A 16,761-nucleotide genomic window follows, 5' to 3' on the forward strand; every position below is an offset into this window, starting at 1 on the left:
CTCAGAGTGAGTAGCTGCCATCGATGGTCAGCACCGCACCGGTCATCAGCGCCATCTCCTCCGACAGCAGGAAGGCGATCTGCCGGGCGACCTCTTCCGGCGTCGCGAACCGTGCCATCGGGGTTGCGCCAGCCGCACGTTCGGCAAACGCGGCGGTGTGGCCGATCGCCGCCGCCCGGTCGGCAAAGCTGGGTATGTTATCCCACAGCCGGGTCTGCACGCCGCCGGGCGCGATGGCATTGATCCTGAGCCCGCGCGCCGCATTCTCGCTGGCGGCGACCCTGGCCAACTGGATCAACGCCGCCTTCGACGCGGCATAGGCGGCGGTGCCGGTCTGCGCGGTGAACACGCTGGCGGAGGCGGTCACCACGATCGCGCCGGGTCCCTCGATCGCCCGTATCGCGGTGCGCAGCGTCAGGAAGGCACCGTCCAGATTGGTGCCGAGGACGCGGCGCCACGACGCAAGCGCGATGTCGGCCACCTGGCCCACCTCGATGATGCCGGCATTCACCACCGCGCCGGTCAGCCCGCCCAGATAGGGTGTGGTCGTCTCCCAGAACGCCTCGTCGGCGACGTCGCCCGGCAGCAGGTCGATGCTGCACGGCAGGTCGACCCGCGCCAGCGCCGCGGCATCGCGGTCGACCAGCACCAGCCGCGCCGCGCCGTCGGCCGCCAGCCGCGTCGCCGTCGCCAGCCCGATGCCCGACGCGGCACCGGTAATCAGAATGACGCTGTCCGTCGAAGCCATGGCGACGGACTACGCCCCGCCGTCCGGCTTGTCTCCCCGACCGAACCGATTTTTTCCCTGCTGCGACGAAGCGAAGTGAACCGGTCGCCGGCGAGTCGCAGATGGCCAGACCGTCTCTGCGGCCTGATCGCCGCACCCCCGTCAGGCGGCGTTGTCGATCCCCAGCTCGCCCAGCTTGCGATACAGGGTCGACCGGCCGATCCCCAACCGGCGCGCGACCTCGGTCATGCGGCCGCGATAATGGCCGATCGCCAGCCGGATCACGTCGGCCTCGATATCCTCCAGCGGGCGCATATGGCCGTCGGCGCGGAACAGGTTGACGCCGCCTGCCTCGGCCGCGGTCGCGGAGCGGCGGTGGCCCATCGCGGCGATCTGCGGGAAATCGCTGCGGGTCAGCGCATCGCCCTCGCACAGCACCGCCGCGCGGAAGAGCGCGTTCTGCAGCTGGCGGACGTTGCCCGGCCACTCGTATCCGGCCAGCAGGTCCAGCGCGTCGTCGGTGATGCCCAGCGCGCGCAGGCCCGGCTGGCGTCCGATCCGGGCCAGCAGGTGCCGGGCCAATGCCGGGACGTCGCCGATCCGGTCGCGCAGGGGCGGGATCGCCACCTGCACGGTGTTCAGGCGATAGAACAGGTCCTCGCGGAACCGGTCGGCCTCCACCTCCTCGCTCAGCCGGCGATTGCTCGCGGCGATCACCCGCACGTCCACCTCGCGCGGGTGGCGGGCGCCCAGCGGCTGGATCTCGCCGGTCTGGAGGACGCGGAGCAGCTTCACCTGCGCCTCGGGCGGCATCTCGCCGACCTCGTCGAGGAAGATGGTGCCGCCGTCGACCTCCTGGAACTTGCCGATCTTGCGCTCGAACGCGCCGGTGAAGGCGCCCATCTCGTGGCCGAACAGCTCGCTTTCGACCAGATTGGCCGGGATCGCGCCGCAGTTGATCGTCAGCATCGGCCGCTTGGCGCGCGGGCTGGCGGCATGGATCGCCTTGGCGATCACCTCCTTGCCGACGCCGCCCTCGCCCTCGATCAGGACCGGCGCACGCGACCGTGCGGCCTTCGCCGCGATCGCCAGGGCCGAGCGGAAGTCCGGCGACGATCCGACGATCTCGTCGAACGCCAGCTCCGCCGGCAGCTTCTCGGTCAGGGGCCGCAACTCGCCCGCGACGTTGCCGCCGACCGCCGCCTCCAGCGCGGCGAGCAGCCGGTCGGGGGCCAGCGGCTTGACCAGGAAATCGGTCGCGCCGCTGCGCATCGCCGCCACCGCCTGCGTCGCCGATCCGTTCGCGGTTAGCACCAGGATCGGCAGCTGCGGGCGCTGCTGACGCAGCTCGGCGATCAGGTGGGTCGCATCCGCATCGGCCGACCAGTGGTCGATCAGCACCGCGTCCAGGTGCATCCCGTCCTGCGTGCCGAGCGTGGCGACCGCGGTCTCCTCGTCGCCGGCGAACACCGCCCGCCAGCCGCCACGCGCCGCCAGCGCGGCCACCAGCCGGCGCTGGGCGGGCTCGTCGTCGATCAGCAGAAGCAGCCGCTGTCCATTGCGCGTCATAGATCAGTTTCCGTCCCGGTTCGGTACGGTCAATAGGAAGGCGGAGGTAAAGGCAGCCTTAAGGCCGCGGATCGTTACAGGGCCGGGATGACGGGGGCATGAACCCCTCGCCGCGAAAATGAACCGTGACGGCTTGAGGCAGAGCGACCGCCCGGTTAGGGTCGGTCCGAAACAAGCCTTTTTCTCGAAGGAATGCCGCATGGCTGGACACGGCGACACCAAGGTCGACGTCAGGACCTATGATCGGATGATCGCGATGATGAAGTGGGGCGGCCTCGCCTGCTTCCTGCTCGCCGCCATGGTGATCTGGCTGATCGCGAACTGACGGCGGCATGCGCATCGCCGTTCTCAGGGAGCATGCCGACGGAGAGCGGCGGGTCGCCGCCACGCCGGAGACCGCCCGCAAGTTCGCCGCCCTCGGCGCGACCGTCGCGGTAGAGGCCGGCGCGGGCATCGCCGCGGGCTTCGCCGACGACGGCTACCGGGAGGCGGGCGCGACGCTCGCGGACCGGGCGGCGACGCTCGCCGGCGCCGACATCGTGCTGGGCGTGCAGGGGCCCGATCCGGCCGGGCTTTCGGGCGTGGCGCCGGGGGCGTGGATCGTCGCCGGGCTGAACCCGCTGGGCGCCGGACAGGACGGGCGTGTGCGGGTCGATGGCTATGCCGCCGCCGGGCTGGAGGCGCTGGCGATGGAGTGGATGCCGCGCATCACCCGCGCCCAGTCGATGGATATCCTGTCGTCGCAGTCCAATCTCGCCGGCTACAAGGCGGTGCTGGATGCCGCGGCGGAATATGGCCGGGCCTTTCCGATGATGATGACCGCGGCCGGCACGATCGCCGCGGCCCGCGTCTTCGTCATGGGCGTCGGTGTTGCAGGGCTGCAGGCGATCGCCACCGCCCGCCGGCTCGGCGCGCAGGTGTCGGCCACCGACGTGCGCTCCGCCACGCGAGAGCAGATCATGTCGCTCGGCGCCAAGCCGATCTTCGTCGAGAAGGTGGCCGGGATCGAGGGGGAGGGCGCCGGCGGCTATGCCGGAGAGATGAGCCCCGAGTATCAGGCCGCGCAGGCCGAACTCGTCTCGTCGCACATCGCCAAGCAGGACATCGTCATCACCACGGCCCTGATCCCCGGCCGCCCCGCCCCGCGTCTGGTGTCGGACGCCCAACTGGCGACGATGCGGCCCGGCAGCGTCGTAATCGATCTGGCGGTGGAGCAGGGTGGCAATGTCGAGGGTGCGGTCGCCGGCCAGATCGTCGAGCGTCACGGCGTGAAGATCGTCGGCCACCGCAACGTGCCCGGCCGCCTCGCCGCCGACGCCTCGGCATTGTTCGCCCGCAATCTCTACAACTTCCTGTCCGCCTTCTGGGACAAGGAGGCCGGTCGGCCCGTGCTCGATGCCGAGATCGGCGACGCCATCCGCCTGACCAGGGACGGCAAGGTCGTGAACCCCCGGTTGACGTCGTGATCCTCCCCGGCACGGGGAGGGGGACCGCCGGCGAAGCCGGTGGTGGAGGGGGAGCGCCACGGACGTTGCGCCCCGAAGTGTCGCTTGCCCGGCGCCTGCGCCGACAGATGAGCCTGCCCGAGGTTCTGCTCTGGCGCCGGCTTCGCGGCAAGGCTACCGGGCTGAAGGTCCGCCGCCAGCATCCGATCGGCGTCTATGTCGCAGACTTTTTCTGTCAGGATGCCGGCCTCGTCATCGAGGTCGATGGCGAAATACATGGCCGCGATGGGCGACCGGAACGCGATGCGGCTCGAGACCGCTTCATGAACGATTACGGGCTGGAGGTCCTGCGGGTCCGGGCGAGTGACGTGCTGAGGGATGTCGATGCGGTGACGACCATGATCGTTGCGCGCGCGGCACGCCCCCTCCACCACTCGCCTGCGGCGAGCGGTCCCCCTCCCCGGCACGGGGAGGATTTCCAATGACCTTCATCGCCATCCTGTCGATCTTCGTCCTCGCCTGCTTCGTCGGCTATTACGTCGTCTGGTCGGTAACCCCGGCGCTCCACACGCCGCTGATGGCGGTGACCAACGCGATCTCGTCGGTCATCATCGTCGGCGCGCTGGTCGCCGCCGCCGCCGCCGGCTCGCCGACCGCCAAGTGGCTGGGTCTGCTGGCGGTGGTGCTGGCCAGCATCAACATCTTCGGCGGCTTCGCGGTCACCGCGCGGATGCTGGCGATGTACAAGAAGAAGGAGCGGGTCGCCAAATGACGACGCTCACGACGAACGGGTCCGGGGGGAAGCAGGATGCATGAGGTAGCGGTCAACCCCTGGGTGGCGTTCGCCTACCTCGTCGCGGGGGTGTGCTTCATCCTCGCGCTGCGCGGCCTGTCGAGCCCGTCGACCAGCCAGCGCGGCAACCGGCTGGGCATGATCGGCATGGCCATTGCTGTCGTCACTACGCTGGTGACGCATGTGCCGCGCTTTCAGATTTCGATGCTGGCAGTCGATCCGGTGACGATGGCCACGTCCGAGGCATTCGCCTTCCCGCTGGATTATGTCGCGATCCTCGAGATCGTCGCCGCCATCGCCCTCGGTGCGGTGATCGGCGTCACCACCGCGCGCCGCATCGCAATGACCGCGATGCCGCAGCTGGTCGCCGCCTTCCACTCGCTCGTCGGCCTCGCCGCGGTCCTCGTCGGCTTCGCCGCCTATCTGAACCCGCAGGCGTTCGGGATCGGCGAGCTGGTCGTGCCGCTGATCGGCGATCCGTTCACCGTCATCAATCCGGCCAGCAAGGTCGAGATGGGGCTGGGCGTCGCGATCGGCGCGATCACCTTCTCCGGCTCGATCATCGCCTTCCTGAAACTGAACGGCAACATGGGCGGCAAGCCGATCCTGCTGCCCGGCCGCCACGCGATCAATCTGGGGACGCTGGTCGCGATCCTGCTGTTGGTGGCGCAGTTCGCGCATACGCAGGACGGCTGGAGCTTCTGGCTGCTGACCGCGCTCGCCTTCCTGATCGGCTTCCTCCTCATCATCCCCATCGGCGGCGCCGACATGCCGGTCGTCGTGTCGATGCTGAACAGCTATTCCGGCTGGGCCGCCGCCGCGATGGGCTTCACGCTCGGCAACAGCGCGATGATCATCACCGGCGCGCTGGTGGGCTCGTCGGGCGCGATCCTGTCCTACATCATGTGCCGCGCGATGAACCGCAGCTTCATCAGCGTGATCGCCGGTGGCTTCGGCGCGGTCGCCGGGCCGTCGGGCGACGCGGCGGCGATCGACCGCCCGTGGAAGCGTGGATCGGCGGAGGACGCCGCCTTCCTGATGAGCCAGGCGACCCAGGTCGTCATCGTCCCCGGTTACGGCATGGCGGTGGCGCAGGCGCAGCACGCGCTGCGCGAGATGGCCGACAAGCTGAAGGAGGAGGGGGTGCGCGTGAAGTATGCGATCCATCCCGTCGCCGGCCGCATGCCCGGCCACATGAACGTGCTGCTCGCCGAGGCGAACGTCCCCTATGACGAGGTGTTCGAGCTGGAGGACATCAACGCCGATTTCGCCCAGACCGACGTCGCGTTCGTGATCGGCGCCAACGACGTGACCAACCCGGCCGCGAAGACCGACAAGACCTCGCCGATCTACGGCATGCCCGTGCTCGACGTCGAGAAGGCGGGAACCGTGCTGTTCATCAAGCGGTCGATGGGCGGCGTCGGCTATGCCGGGGTCGATAACGAACTATTCTACCGCGACAATACCATGATGCTGCTCGCCGACGCCAAGAAGATGGTCGAGGAGATCGTCAAGGCACTCGGCTGATGACCGGTTTCGACGTCGCCGTGGTCGCGACCGCGGCGCGCCACGCCGCGGCGATACGGGCGGCAGAGCAGGGGGGCGGCCACGTCGTCGCATCGCTGGACTGGGCGGCGGTGACCGACCTTTCGCGATACGCCGGCACCATCCCGGTCCTGGCGATCGAGGCGGAAGGTACGGACCCGGCCACGCTGGAGGTCGCCTTGCCCGGCATCGCGGCCCTCGTGGCCACCGCGGGGCTGCATGCGGTCGTCACCTTCGACGAGGATCAGATCGATCTGGTCGGCGGAGCGCTGATGCAGCACGGCATCGAGCTGTTGTGCCGGCCCAGCCTGGGCCAGCAGGTCGCGGCCATCGCCGTCGCCGGCCATCTGTCCCGTGGCAGCGGCCTGTCCGATCGCCTGCGCGAGGAGGAGAGCGAGCGCCAGCGCGGCATGAACGAGGAGATCGCGCGCCTCGCCGCGATCATCGTCGATTTCTCCGATCGCGAGCGGGGGTCGGACGGCGGCGGTCGGGGTGGCGTCGGCGACCGGCATGTCAGCTTCGGGTTCCAGCCTCCGGTCAGCGCGGTCGATGCCGCCGCCGTCCGGCAGGCTCTTCGCGCGCGGCGGTTGCGCGACTCGTTCTTCCATGCCGGGCTGTTCGAGGATCCCGCCTGGGACATGCTCCTCGATCTCTATGCCGCGCACCTCGAACGGGTGCAGGTATCGGTTTCCAGCCTGTGCATCGCCGCGGCGGTCGCGCCGACCACGGCACTCCGCTGGATGGGCCGGATGACCGAGGAGGGGCTGCTGCAGCGTCAGCCCGATCCCACCGACCGGCGCCGCGTCTTCATCGCGCTCGCCCCGCGGGGACTCGCCGGGATGGAGGGCTATGCCGCGGCGCTGCGCCGCGCGGGCCTGCCCTTCGCCTGATCGGCGGCGCTTGCGCCCGTGCGCCTTTCCTCGCTAAGGGCGTCGGCGCGGGCGCTTAGCTCAGTTGGTAGAGCATCTCGTTTACACCGAGAGGGTCGGCGGTTCGAGCCCGTCAGCGCCCACCAGTCGCAGCCGTCCCGGTCATGGCGCGTCGTCCCCGCAAATGCCGCACCGGCCGCTGCCGGCCCTGTCCTACACCACCCCCCTCGTGTCAGGCACGCCGGCCCTGATCGATGGAGGTGCGGATGCGGACGATGGTGGAACGGACGATCGATGACCAGGGTCGCCCGGCGCCGCGCGGGCGCCGGGTCGCGGTCAACCTGAACGAATCGCCGCTCGCCTGGCTGTTCTCGCGCCGGCTGCTGACCGTGCGCCAGTTCGAGGCGGGGGAGCGGCTGCGCACCGATTACGAACGGGCCCGGCTCGCGCCTTCGGTCACGATGCGCTGGGCCGGTCGGGTCGACGGATCAGGGGCCGGCATCGCCGATCCGGTCGCCGCGCAGATCTCCGCCAAACGCCGCTTCGATGCCGCCATCGCCGCGGCGGGGCCGGGGCTCGCCGACATCCTGTGGCGGGTCGCCTGTGCAGGGGAGGCGGTGCCGGCGGCGGAGAAGGCGCTGGGCTGGCCCGGGCGATCCGGGCGCCTCGTCCTCACCCTGGCTCTAGATCGACTGGCCGCGCACTACGGCCTGCATTGACACGCGCCTGCCGGGGGTGGCAGCCGCAACCCTCACGACCCGCAACTTCCTCAACATTCGCGGCCGCCACCTGTCTCAACATTCGCCGCGGCAAAGGAACATTCGATGCGCCTGTCGATCGTCAAGTGTCACGGATCGGGCAATGATTTCCCGCTGGTCGACGCCCGCGGCCTGGCGATCGATCAGGGTGACTGGCCCGCCATCGCCCGGGCGCTGGCCGACCGGGCGGGGCCGGTCGGCGGCGACGGGCTGCTCCTGCTGCTGGATGGCGACGCCAGTCACCCGATCGGCTTCCGCATGTTCAACAGCGACGGGTCGGAGGCGGAAACCTGCCTGAACGGCGTCCGCTGCGTCGCCCGCGCCGGCTTCGCCGCTTTGGGGGTGGAGGCAGCCGGCGTCCGCCTGGCGGGCTCGGTCGCGCACGCGGCGCACGATGCGGATCTCTCCCCGGGCGTCTATACCGTGCGCGAAGTCGCCGGTCCCGCCTCGCTCGACGTGGCGGCGTGGCCGATGGCGATCGGCGCGGCGCAGGTGGTCGACGCGCCCGTGCCCCCGCTCGGCGACCGGCGCTTCACCGCGGTGTCGATTCCCAATCCGCACCTCGTCAGCTTCGTCGATGCGATCGACGAGACCGAACTGGTCCGCCTGGGCATGCTGTGCGAGGCCGCGCCCGACTGGCTGCCGCGCCGGGCCAATGTCAGCTTCGTCGTGGCCGGCATCGACAGCCTGTTCGTCCGCACGTTCGAGCGGGGGGTGGGGCTGACCGACAGTTGCGGCAGCGCGATGGCGGCCTCGGTTTATGCCGCCTGCCTGACCGGCCGGTGGCGTTTCGGCGAAACGGTGACGGTGCTGAACCGCGGCGGGCTGGTCCGCGCCGCTGCCGGGCAGGACGCGATGGTGACGATCGCCGGCAACGCGACCTTCGAGTGGGAGGGCGATGTGGAGGTCGATCCCGTCGCCGCGACCGCGACCGACCTCATCGTCACCCGCCGCTTCCCGGAAGAGGTCGCCGCCTGGGAAGTGGTCAGGGCGCGCGCCGCCGCCTTCCGCTGACCGCCCGGCGCTCCCATATGGGGGCCATGGATATGCGGCAGGCGATCGGCGACCGGGTGCGTGGTATGGTCGGCTCGGGCGAGCTCGATCTCACCCGCCCGACGGGTGACCCGGGCCTGTTCGGCCCCGGATCGGCGACCTGGGCGGTTCACGGTGATTTCACCAGCATGATGATCGGTGGCATCGGCTCGCTCCTCGTCCAGATGCTGCATCCCGGCGCGCTGGCGGGCGTGTGGGATCACAGCGACTTCCGGCGCGACATGACCGGACGGCTGCGGCGCACTGCGCAGTTCATCTCCGTCACCACCTTCGGCTCGACGGTGGCGGCCGAACGGATGATCGCACGGGTGCGCGCGGTGCACGACCATGTCACCGGCACGCTGCCGGACGGCAAGCCCTACAGCGCCAACGATCCCGCTCTCCTCACCTGGGTGCACGCCGCGGAAGTCGACAGCTTCCTGCGCGCGCACCTCCGCTATCGCGATCCCGCCATGCCGGTGGAGCGGCAGGATGCCTATGTCGACGAGATGGCGGTGGTGGCTTTGCGGCTCGGCGCCGTCGATGTGCCGCGCACCCGCGCGGCCCTGTCGGCCTGTCTGGTGGCGATGCGCCCGGCGCTCCGCGTCGACCACCGCACCCGCGAGGTCGCGCGTCGCCTGATCGCCCAACCCTCACCCAGCCGCCTCAACGCGCCGGTCAACGCGGTCATGATGCAGGCGGGGATCGATCTCATGCCCCGCTGGGCCGCGCGCCTGCACGGGCTGGACGTGCCGGCTGCCGGCAAACCGGCGATCCGCCTGGGTGCGCTGGGCGTCGGGCGGCTGATGCGGTGGGCGCTGCGATGATGCCGGTCGACGCCTCCTGCCACCTGGTCGACGTGTTCCACGACGGCCCGTTCACCGGCAACCCGCTCGCCGTCGTTATGGGCGGGCAGGACATCGATACCGCGACGATGCAGCGCATGACACGCTGGTTCAATCTGTCCGAAACCGCCTTCCTGCTCCCGCCGACCGACCCCGCTGCCGATTACCGCGTCCGCATCTTCACGCTGGAGCGCGAACTGCCCTTCGCCGGCCACCCGACGCTCGGCAGCTGCCATGCGTGGCTCAAGGCGGGCAACACGCCGCGCGATCCGGCGCGGATCGTGCAGGAATGCGGTGCCGGGCTGGTACCGCTCCGCCGCGACGGCGACCGGCTCGCCTTCGCCGCACCGCCGCTGCTCCGCTCGGGACCGGTCGACGCGGCGTTGCGCGCGGAGGTCGCCCGCGTCCTGAACGTCGATCCTGCCGCGATGCTGGCATGCGAGTGGGTCGACAACGGCCCCGGCTGGATCGGCGTATTGCTCGCCAGCGCCGATGCGGTTCTGGATGCCCGTCCGATGCGTCATCATGATGGGCGGATCGAGATCGGGCTGGTCGGGCCCCACCCGGCCGGATCGGCGGTGGAGTGGGAAGTCCGCACGTTCTTCACCGATGCGCAGGATGCGATCATCGAGGATCCGGTGACCGGCAGCTTCAACGCATCGATCGCGCAGTGGCTGTACGCGTCCGGGCGCGTGGCCCGGGGTTATGTCGCGGCGCAGGGTACCGCGATCGGCCGGCGCGGGCGGATCACCGTCGATTACGACGCCGACGGTCAGGCATGGATCGGCGGCCGGTCGGAACTGATCGTGCGGGGATCGCTCGCCGTCTAGGCCTCGTCACCCTTGTACTTCATTTCCAGGAAGCGGCTGCGGGTCTGCAGGCTGTCCAGATCGCCCTGTGCCAGACGCTCGGTCATCCCGGCGATCTCGCGCTCGATCAGCGCCAGACCGTCGACCAGTGCTGCGTCCGGGGTGCGGCCGTTGCGTTCGGTGCGGCGCAGCGGCTCGGGTACGCGGGCGTAGTCGCCGACGAAGGCGGGGAGCTGCTCGCCGACCAGCCGGCGGATGTCCTGCGCCGCCTCCCCCTCCGGCTCGACCCGCGCCAGCTGCGGCGACAGCGTGCCGAGCCGGTCGCCGATGCGGTCGACCAGATGCTGCGCCGGGGCCGGCAACATCACCCGCTGCGCATTCAGCCACCGCTCGGTTTGTGCGGGCAATGCCTTGATATCGACGGTTTTCAGCTTGTCGGGGGGCGGGGGAGCGCGCTCGACGCTGGCGGGCCAGACGGATAGCAGCACCGCCGCCGCCAACGTCGCGACGAGGATCAGGAAGAAGCCCATGATGCCGATCGGCGTGATCATGCCGACCACGAACCCCGCGGCGAGGATCGCCACGACCGCCGCCGCGATCCGCTTCAGTCGTCGCGTTGCCGCTCCCCGCGCGCCGACCGGGCGGCGGGGCAGGGGAGTGCCCGCTCCGGGCTCGCTGATCCGCGCCCAGCTGGCGCGGGCGGCGGCGATCGCGTCGTCGACCTCGCTCATGCCCTACAGCGCCTCCAGCCGGTACTGGTCGGTCGCCGGCCCCTTCAGCGCGCCCTGCGACGCGCCCTCGGCCCGCGCGATATAGCCGCGCGACTTCTCCACCTCGTTGCCCAGCGTGTTGACGGTCGTCTTCATCGAATCGAGCGCCTTCAGCTTGAACGTGTCGATCGCGTCCATCGTGTCGTAGATGTTCTGGAACGCGCGCTGCAGCGTTTCGAGCGGAATGGTCGAGGCGGCCGCCTGTTCGTGGATGCGCGCGGTGTTGCTGGCGAGCAGCTTGCCGGTCGAATCGATGATGTTGGCGGTCGTGGTGTTCAGCTGGGTGATCTGCTCCAGCACCAGTTTCTGGTTGGTCAGCGCCTGCGCCACGGTGACAGCGGTCCGCAGCGCCGCGACCGTGGTGGTCGACGCGCGGTCGACGCCCTTCACCAGCTCGACATTGTTCTTCTTGACCAGATCGAGCGCCAGATAACCCTGCACCGTCACCGCCATCTGGGTCAGCAGGTCCTGCGTGCGCTGGCGGGTATAGAACAGCGCGGTCTCGCGGATCGCCTTCGCCTTCGCCGGATCGGTGTGATCGAGCTCGTTGGCCTTGTCCTCCAGCCTGGCATCCATGCTGCGGGACAGGTGGATCATCTGCTCCAGCCGGCCCATCGCGGTCCAAAGGTTGGCGCGCTCGGTATCGATCGCGGCATTGTCCATCAACAGCTCGTCCTTGCCCGACGACAGGCTCTTCAGGATCGAGCTGATGTGCGTCTGCGAGGATTTGTAGCCGTCGAAGTAATTGCGCATCTTGTTGCCGAACGGGATGATCCCGAACAGCTTCTGCGGCGCGGTAAGATTGCCCTTTTTGCCGGGATCGAGATCCTCGACGACGCGGCGCAGCTCGGCCAGGTCCTTGCCGACGCCAGTTTCCTGATCCATCGCCTTGACCGGGCGATCGAGGAAGCGATTCGACTGGCCGGCGGCCTCCCGGATCTCCTTGGCCCCCATCGCGGTGATCGCATCGACGCGGCGGCCGAACTCGGGCGAGTTCACGTCCTGCGCGACCAGATCGTTGACGAAGCTGTCGACGCGGGTGTCCAGCTCGCTCTTCTTGCCGTCGTCCACCGGCACCAGCCCGGCGGCCCGCTCCGCCGCGACGGTGGGCACGGGATCGGGCGGCGTCAGCACCAGCTCCTTCTCGGTCGTCGTCGTGTCGGCAGTGGTCGCCATCGTCATTCTCCAGCAGGCGCGTGCAATGTGACGGGTCCGGCACCACGGATCAAGTGTATCAGGTGGATAATACGCATGGGCGTCGAGGGGCGGGCGGGTGCGAATGTTGAGGAAGTTGCGAGCTGCGGCAAGCCGCGCCGCCGCTTTCCGATGTGCGTACGAACGACGTAGTCGCGCGATATCAAACACCTGAAGCGATGTAGTCCGACGATCCGCCCCGGCCGGTACAACGGATGTTTCGACAGCATTACTGTCGCAACCATATCGTGAGGAAGGGCGCCGCATGGCTGAACCCTATGCCGAAAGGGTGCATGTAGGACATGCGAGCGAGGCCGATCGACCCTTCCCCTGTTGCACGAGGTGTTCGTGCGTGCATGCCAGCCGCATCGGCGATCGGCTTTGCCGAACGTGCGAACGGCTGATATCGAGCGATCAACGAGGGGCAGGCAGGGAGGCGGCCCGAACGAGGAGGCAGCATGGGGATCGGGGACATTCTTGCTGGCGCGCGCTTCGCCGCGATACGCGCGATCGACCGCTTCATCACGCAGCCGCGCCGTCAGAAGGCCTGGGCTCGGCAGCGCGCGCCGTTCCGCCACCACAGCGGCGAGGGGTACCGGTTCACGCTCTATCCCGGCGAGTATGTTGACCAGCATATCTTTGTGCACGGCATCTACGAGAAGCGTTTTCTCCAGCTACTTCGCGGTCGGTTCGACCAGGACGCGATCGCGCTAGATATCGGTGCGAACATCGGCAACCACGCAATCTATCTCGCCGGGACTTTCGCGGTCATCCATGCATTCGAGCCCAACCCGACCGTGCTGTCCCGCCTGCGCGACAATATCGCGCTGAATGGCCTGGACGACGACATCCGGGTCCATCCGGTGGGGCTGGGCGCGACGACCGAGATCCTGGCCTTCCGGGAGAACAACGACGGCAATCTGGGTGCCAGCGGCTTCCTGAAGGCGGACGAAGAGGTCGACGCGCTGACCAGGGTATCGGAACTCCAGATCGTCAATGCGGACGAATACGTCGGGCAGCTCGCGCTGCCCCGGCTGGATTTCGTGAAGGTCGACGTCGAGGGATGGGAAGCATCGCTGTTCGAAGGACTGAGCGAAACGATCCGGCGCCATCGCCCGGTCGTGGCGTTCGAGTTCCACGGCCAGGATGCGGCGCCCGGTGAATATGACCGCATCCTGGCCGCCCTGCCCGGCTATGTCATCGCCGAACCGACCTTTGCCCGGGCCGCCGGAACGATCATCGAAAAGGCGGCCTGGAACGTCACGCGCCGCGGACGACCGAGCCTCGAGCGGATCGACCGGCCCGATGCCCGGACCTATGAGAATCTTCTGGGCTTTCCCGACGCCGGATCATTCGAACGGTTCGCGCGCTGAGGCGATAGGCGACGACCTTGCCGCGGTGCCGCGACGGCGATGGTCGGGAATGACCGACTGACCCTTCCCGCGGCGCACCATTTCGGCTATGGGGCGCGGCAATCTTTCGCTCCAGACATTCAGGACACCCCATGAGCCTCCGCAACGTGGCGATCATCGCGCACGTCGATCACGGCAAGACGACCCTGGTCGACCAGCTCTTCCGCCAGTCGGGCACCTTCCGCGACAACCAGCGCGTCGAAGAGCGTGCGATGGATTCGAACGACCTGGAGAAGGAGCGCGGGATCACCATTCTCGCCAAGCCGACTTCGGTCGACTGGACGCCGCCGGGCGCCAGCGAGAGCATCCGCATCAACATCGTCGACACCCCCGGCCACGCCGATTTCGGCGGCGAGGTGGAGCGCATCCTGTCGATGGTCGACGGCGTCGTCCTGCTGGTCGATTCGTCGGAGGGCGCGATGCCGCAGACGAAGTTCGTCACCGGCAAGGCGCTGGCGCTGGGCCTGAAGCCGATCGTCGTCGTCAACAAGGTCGATCGCCCCGACGCGCGCATCCAGGAAGTGCTGGACGAGGTGTTCGACCTGTTCGTGTCGCTGGACGCCAACGACGAGCAGCTCGATTTCCCGGTACTCTACGCCTCGGGCCGCAACGGCTATGCCTCGACCGACATGGACGCGCGCGAGGGCACGCTGATCCCGATGTTCGAGACGATCGTCAGCCATGTGTCGGCGCCGAAGGTGGAAATGGAGGACGTGCCCTTCACCTTCCTGGTCACGCTGCTGGACCGCGACAACTTCCTGGGCCGCATCCTGACCGGCCGGGTCAATTCGGGCACGGTGAAGATCAACCAGCCGATCCACGCGCTGGATAACGACGGCAACGTGGTCGAGACCGGCCGCGCATCGAAGATCATGTCGTTCCGCGGGCTGGACCGCGTGCCGGTGGACGAGGCGAAGGCGGGCGACATCATCTCGCTGGCCGGACTGGCGGTCGCGACCGTCGCCAATACCATCGCCGACACCAGCGTCACCGAGCCGCTGCACGCGCAGCCGATCGATCCGCCGACGCTGTCGATGCGCTTCGCCGTCAACGATTCGCCGATGGCCGGCCGCGAGGGCAGCAAGGTGACGAGCCGGATGATCCGCGATCGCCTGTTCCGCGAAGCCGAGTCGAACGTCGCCGTGAAGGTGACCGAGGCCGCCGACCGCGACAGCTTCGAGGTCGCCGGCCGCGGCGAGCTTCAGCTGGGCGTCCTGATCGAGACGATGCGCCGCGAGGGGTTCGAGCTGGGCATCAGCCGCCCGCGCGTGCTGTTCGGCGAGGATGAGGACGGCAAGAAGACCGAGCCGTACGAGACCGTCATCATCGACGTGGACGACGAATATTCGGGCACGGTCGTCGAGAAGATGAACCTGCGCAAGGCGGAGATGACCGACATGCGGCCGTCGACCGGCGGCAAGACGCGCATCACCTTCTCCGCGCCCAGCCGCGGCATGATCGGCTATCACGGCGAGTTCCTGTCGGACACGCGCGGCACCGGCATCATGAACCGCCTGTTCGAGAAGTACGGCCCCCACAAGGGCCAGATCGAGGGCCGCAAGAACGGCGTGCTGATCTCGAACGGCGCGGGCGAGGCCAACAGCTATGCGCTCGGCCCGCTGGAGGATCGCGGCATCCTGTTCGTCGGTCACGGCGAGGCGCTGTACGAGGGCATGGTGATCGGCGAGAACGCCAAGACGGATGACCTGGAGGTCAATCCGATGAAGGCGAAGCAGCTGACCAACTTCCGCGCGTCGGGCGGCAAGGACGATGCGATCCGCCTGACCCCGCCCAAGAAGATGACGCTGGAGCAGGCGATCGCGTACATCGACGACGACGAGATGGTCGAGGTGACGCCCAAGTCGATCCGGCTGCGCAAGCGCCACCTGGATCCGCACGAGCGCAAGAAGGCGTCGCGCGCCAAGATCGCGGCCTGATATCGGGGGCGTCTCCTGCACGGGAGGCGCCCTTTTTCGATGGGCGAGCCCTGCCAGCGGTTGTCTTGCTATACCCTTGATCCCGGCGTTCGCCGGAAAAAGGGTGAGCGGCGAACGTCCCGTTCGCGGGCGCCGAGGGCCGGCGGCTATCCGGCCAGCGTCAGTATCGCGGCCCATTCGGCATCGTCGACCGGCGACACCGACAGTCGCGATTGGCGGATCATCGCCATGCCGGCGAGCGCCGGTTCTGCCTTCATCGCGGCCAGCGTCACCGGTGCAGGCAGCGGCGCGACCGCGGCGAGCGCGACCGAGACCCAGCCCTCGTCGCCGTCCGGCCGCGCCGCGCGGGTCACGCGGGCGATCCCGACGGCCGCCTTCTCCGCGCCGCTGTGATAGACCAGCACGTCGTCGCCGACCGCCATGCCCCGCAGGTGCTTCGCGGCGGCGTGGTTGCGCACGCCGTCCCACTCGGTGCCGCCGTCCCGTTGCAGGTCGGCGAAGGAGTAGCTGTCGGGCTCGGTCTTCACCAACCAGCGGGCCATGGCTGAACCTTCCTTAAATGGCGCATTCCGCCGGTGTTCAGCGGACGGGCGCTACGCGAAGAAACACGGTCGCACCCTCATGCGTTTCACTCAAGGCCGACCGGCGTATCTGGTAGGAGGTTAGAGATGAACGGGTTGATGAAGAAGGCGGGGCTCGGTGTCGCACTCGCGGCGACGGCCCTGACGGCAGCGGCACCGGCGGATGCCCAGCGGTGGCGCGGACGCCATTATTATCGCGGCGCTGGCGGCGATGCGGCGGCGGGCGCGATCCTGGGCGGCATCGTCGGACTGGGCGTCGGCGCGGCGATCGCGTCGAGCAACCGTCCGCGCTATTACGATCGCGGCTATTACTATGATGCGCCGCCGCCCCCGCCGCCGGTGTATCGCGGCGGCGGCTATGGTTATTACTACGACGATTACCGGCCGCGGTGCTGGACCGAGTATCGACGCGACTATTACTATGGCGGCCGGGTGCCGGTGCGCGTCTGCAACTGACCGGACGGCGGCGCCGGGC

General features: G+C 68.9%; 18 protein-coding genes and 1 tRNA gene. 14 read left to right on the forward strand and 5 right to left on the reverse strand.

Annotation, left to right across the window (positions count from 1 at the left end):
- Position 1: 1 nt before the first annotated feature.
- Both ABC319_RS14185 and ABC319_RS14190 read right to left on the reverse strand, forming a co-directional pair.
- Positions 2 to 748 carry an SDR family NAD(P)-dependent oxidoreductase gene (locus tag ABC319_RS14185; protein ID WP_413070849.1) on the reverse strand — a complete coding sequence of 249 codons (747 nt, stop codon included), beginning with the start codon at positions 746 to 748 and terminating at the stop codon, positions 2 to 4.
- Positions 749 to 889: 141 nt separating this feature from the next.
- Positions 890 to 2,296 (reverse strand): sigma-54-dependent transcriptional regulator, encoded by a 1,407-nt coding sequence (locus tag ABC319_RS14190; RefSeq protein ID WP_413070850.1) that lies wholly within the window; start codon positions 2,294 to 2,296, stop codon positions 890 to 892.
- A 199-nt stretch (positions 2,297 to 2,495) separates the two neighbouring features.
- Here ABC319_RS14190 and ABC319_RS14195 point away from each other — a divergent pair, with 199 nt between their 5' ends.
- The 11 genes from ABC319_RS14195 to ABC319_RS14245 all read left to right on the forward strand — a co-directional run bounded on the left by ABC319_RS14195 (position 2,496) and on the right by ABC319_RS14245 (position 10,413).
- Complete coding sequence (locus ABC319_RS14195) at positions 2,496 to 2,621, forward strand: aa3-type cytochrome c oxidase subunit IV (protein WP_413070851.1); 126 nt, start codon at positions 2,496 to 2,498, stop codon at positions 2,619 to 2,621.
- A gap of 7 nt (positions 2,622 to 2,628) precedes the next feature.
- The gene (locus ABC319_RS14200; RefSeq protein ID WP_413070852.1) at positions 2,629 to 3,762 is read left to right on the forward strand and encodes an NAD(P) transhydrogenase subunit alpha; all 1,134 of its coding nucleotides are present in this window, start codon (positions 2,629 to 2,631) and stop codon (positions 3,760 to 3,762) included.
- Positions 3,763 to 3,839: 77 nt separating this feature from the next.
- Positions 3,840 to 4,226 (forward strand): endonuclease domain-containing protein, encoded by a 387-nt coding sequence (locus ABC319_RS14205; protein WP_413071703.1) that lies wholly within the window; start codon positions 3,840 to 3,842, stop codon positions 4,224 to 4,226.
- Positions 4,223 to 4,513 (forward strand): NAD(P) transhydrogenase subunit alpha part 2, encoded by a 291-nt coding sequence (locus tag ABC319_RS14210; RefSeq protein ID WP_413070853.1) that lies wholly within the window; start codon positions 4,223 to 4,225, stop codon positions 4,511 to 4,513. The genes ABC319_RS14205 and ABC319_RS14210 overlap by 4 nt, the downstream gene beginning before the upstream one ends.
- A gap of 36 nt (positions 4,514 to 4,549) precedes the next feature.
- Positions 4,550 to 6,061, forward strand: a complete 1,512-nt coding sequence (locus ABC319_RS14215; RefSeq protein ID WP_413070854.1) for an NAD(P)(+) transhydrogenase (Re/Si-specific) subunit beta — start codon at positions 4,550 to 4,552, stop codon at positions 6,059 to 6,061.
- Positions 6,061 to 6,969: a winged helix DNA-binding protein gene (locus ABC319_RS14220; protein WP_413070855.1), complete on the forward strand. Its 909-nt coding sequence runs from the start codon at positions 6,061 to 6,063 to the stop codon at positions 6,967 to 6,969. The genes ABC319_RS14215 and ABC319_RS14220 overlap by 1 nt, the downstream gene beginning before the upstream one ends.
- 49 nt (positions 6,970 to 7,018) lie before the next feature.
- A tRNA-Val gene (locus ABC319_RS14225) sits at positions 7,019 to 7,094 on the forward strand.
- A 120-nt stretch (positions 7,095 to 7,214) separates the two neighbouring features.
- The gene (locus tag ABC319_RS14230) at positions 7,215 to 7,667 is read left to right on the forward strand and encodes a DUF6456 domain-containing protein (RefSeq protein WP_413070856.1); all 453 of its coding nucleotides are present in this window, start codon (positions 7,215 to 7,217) and stop codon (positions 7,665 to 7,667) included.
- Positions 7,668 to 7,772: 105 nt separating this feature from the next.
- On the forward strand, positions 7,773 to 8,720 hold the full coding sequence (gene dapF, locus ABC319_RS14235; protein ID WP_413070857.1) for a diaminopimelate epimerase: 948 nt from the start codon (positions 7,773 to 7,775) through the stop codon (positions 8,718 to 8,720).
- A gap of 26 nt (positions 8,721 to 8,746) precedes the next feature.
- Positions 8,747 to 9,565, forward strand: a complete 819-nt coding sequence (locus ABC319_RS14240; protein ID WP_413071704.1) for an oxygenase MpaB family protein — start codon at positions 8,747 to 8,749, stop codon at positions 9,563 to 9,565.
- A complete protein-coding gene (locus ABC319_RS14245; RefSeq protein ID WP_413070858.1) occupies positions 9,562 to 10,413 on the forward strand; it encodes a PhzF family phenazine biosynthesis protein in 852 nt (283 codons plus the stop codon). Before ABC319_RS14240 ends, ABC319_RS14245 begins: the two co-directional genes overlap by 4 nt.
- Here the strand turns inward: ABC319_RS14245 and ABC319_RS14250 are convergent.
- Both ABC319_RS14250 and ABC319_RS14255 read right to left on the reverse strand, forming a co-directional pair.
- Positions 10,410 to 11,123, reverse strand: a complete 714-nt coding sequence (locus ABC319_RS14250) for a hypothetical protein (RefSeq protein WP_413070859.1) — start codon at positions 11,121 to 11,123, stop codon at positions 10,410 to 10,412. The two genes, ABC319_RS14245 and ABC319_RS14250, sit on opposite strands and share 4 nt — an antisense overlap.
- 3 nt (positions 11,124 to 11,126) lie before the next feature.
- Positions 11,127 to 12,338: a toxic anion resistance protein gene (locus ABC319_RS14255; RefSeq protein ID WP_413070860.1), complete on the reverse strand. Its 1,212-nt coding sequence runs from the start codon at positions 12,336 to 12,338 to the stop codon at positions 11,127 to 11,129.
- Between the two features lie 476 nt (positions 12,339 to 12,814).
- On the opposite strand from ABC319_RS14255, the gene ABC319_RS14260 reads away from it, so the two are divergent.
- A complete protein-coding gene (locus ABC319_RS14260) occupies positions 12,815 to 13,729 on the forward strand; it encodes an FkbM family methyltransferase (protein WP_413070861.1) in 915 nt (304 codons plus the stop codon).
- Between the two features lie 131 nt (positions 13,730 to 13,860).
- Positions 13,861 to 15,705, forward strand: a complete 1,845-nt coding sequence (gene typA, locus ABC319_RS14265; protein ID WP_413070862.1) for a translational GTPase TypA — start codon at positions 13,861 to 13,863, stop codon at positions 15,703 to 15,705.
- Positions 15,706 to 15,851: 146 nt separating this feature from the next.
- Here the strand turns inward: typA and ABC319_RS14270 are convergent, their stop codons facing one another.
- Positions 15,852 to 16,247, reverse strand: a complete 396-nt coding sequence (locus tag ABC319_RS14270; RefSeq protein ID WP_413070863.1) for an EVE domain-containing protein — start codon at positions 16,245 to 16,247, stop codon at positions 15,852 to 15,854.
- 126 nt (positions 16,248 to 16,373) lie between these two features.
- Between ABC319_RS14270 and ABC319_RS14275 the strand changes: the two genes are divergently transcribed.
- On the forward strand, positions 16,374 to 16,742 hold the full coding sequence (locus ABC319_RS14275; RefSeq protein ID WP_413070864.1) for a hypothetical protein: 369 nt from the start codon (positions 16,374 to 16,376) through the stop codon (positions 16,740 to 16,742).
- Positions 16,743 to 16,761: the final 19 nt, after the last annotated feature.

This window comes from Sphingomonas phoenicis, from assembly GCF_047238005.1.
Taxonomy (GTDB): Bacteria; Pseudomonadota; Alphaproteobacteria; order Sphingomonadales; family Sphingomonadaceae; genus Sphingomonas.

Coding starts and splice junctions, on each gene's coding strand:
- ABC319_RS14185 (WP_413070849.1), bottom strand. CDS start 748: ATGGCTTCGACGGACAGCGTCATTCTGATTACCGGTGCCGCGTCGGGC.
- ABC319_RS14190 (WP_413070850.1), bottom strand. CDS start 2,296: ATGACGCGCAATGGACAGCGGCTGCTTCTGCTGATCGACGACGAGCCC.
- ABC319_RS14195 (WP_413070851.1), top strand. CDS start 2,496: ATGGCTGGACACGGCGACACCAAGGTCGACGTCAGGACCTATGATCGG.
- ABC319_RS14200 (WP_413070852.1), top strand. CDS start 2,629: ATGCGCATCGCCGTTCTCAGGGAGCATGCCGACGGAGAGCGGCGGGTC.
- ABC319_RS14210 (WP_413070853.1), top strand. CDS start 4,223: ATGACCTTCATCGCCATCCTGTCGATCTTCGTCCTCGCCTGCTTCGTC.
- ABC319_RS14215 (WP_413070854.1), top strand. CDS start 4,550: ATGCATGAGGTAGCGGTCAACCCCTGGGTGGCGTTCGCCTACCTCGTC.
- ABC319_RS14220 (WP_413070855.1), top strand. CDS start 6,061: ATGACCGGTTTCGACGTCGCCGTGGTCGCGACCGCGGCGCGCCACGCC.
- ABC319_RS14230 (WP_413070856.1), top strand. CDS start 7,215: ATGCGGACGATGGTGGAACGGACGATCGATGACCAGGGTCGCCCGGCG.
- dapF (WP_413070857.1), top strand. CDS start 7,773: ATGCGCCTGTCGATCGTCAAGTGTCACGGATCGGGCAATGATTTCCCG.
- ABC319_RS14240 (WP_413071704.1), top strand. CDS start 8,747: ATGGATATGCGGCAGGCGATCGGCGACCGGGTGCGTGGTATGGTCGGC.
- ABC319_RS14245 (WP_413070858.1), top strand. CDS start 9,562: ATGATGCCGGTCGACGCCTCCTGCCACCTGGTCGACGTGTTCCACGAC.
- ABC319_RS14250 (WP_413070859.1), bottom strand. CDS start 11,123: ATGAGCGAGGTCGACGACGCGATCGCCGCCGCCCGCGCCAGCTGGGCG.
- ABC319_RS14255 (WP_413070860.1), bottom strand. CDS start 12,338: ATGGCGACCACTGCCGACACGACGACGACCGAGAAGGAGCTGGTGCTG.
- ABC319_RS14260 (WP_413070861.1), top strand. CDS start 12,815: ATGGGGATCGGGGACATTCTTGCTGGCGCGCGCTTCGCCGCGATACGC.
- typA (WP_413070862.1), top strand. CDS start 13,861: ATGAGCCTCCGCAACGTGGCGATCATCGCGCACGTCGATCACGGCAAG.
- ABC319_RS14270 (WP_413070863.1), bottom strand. CDS start 16,247: ATGGCCCGCTGGTTGGTGAAGACCGAGCCCGACAGCTACTCCTTCGCC.
- ABC319_RS14275 (WP_413070864.1), top strand. CDS start 16,374: ATGAACGGGTTGATGAAGAAGGCGGGGCTCGGTGTCGCACTCGCGGCG.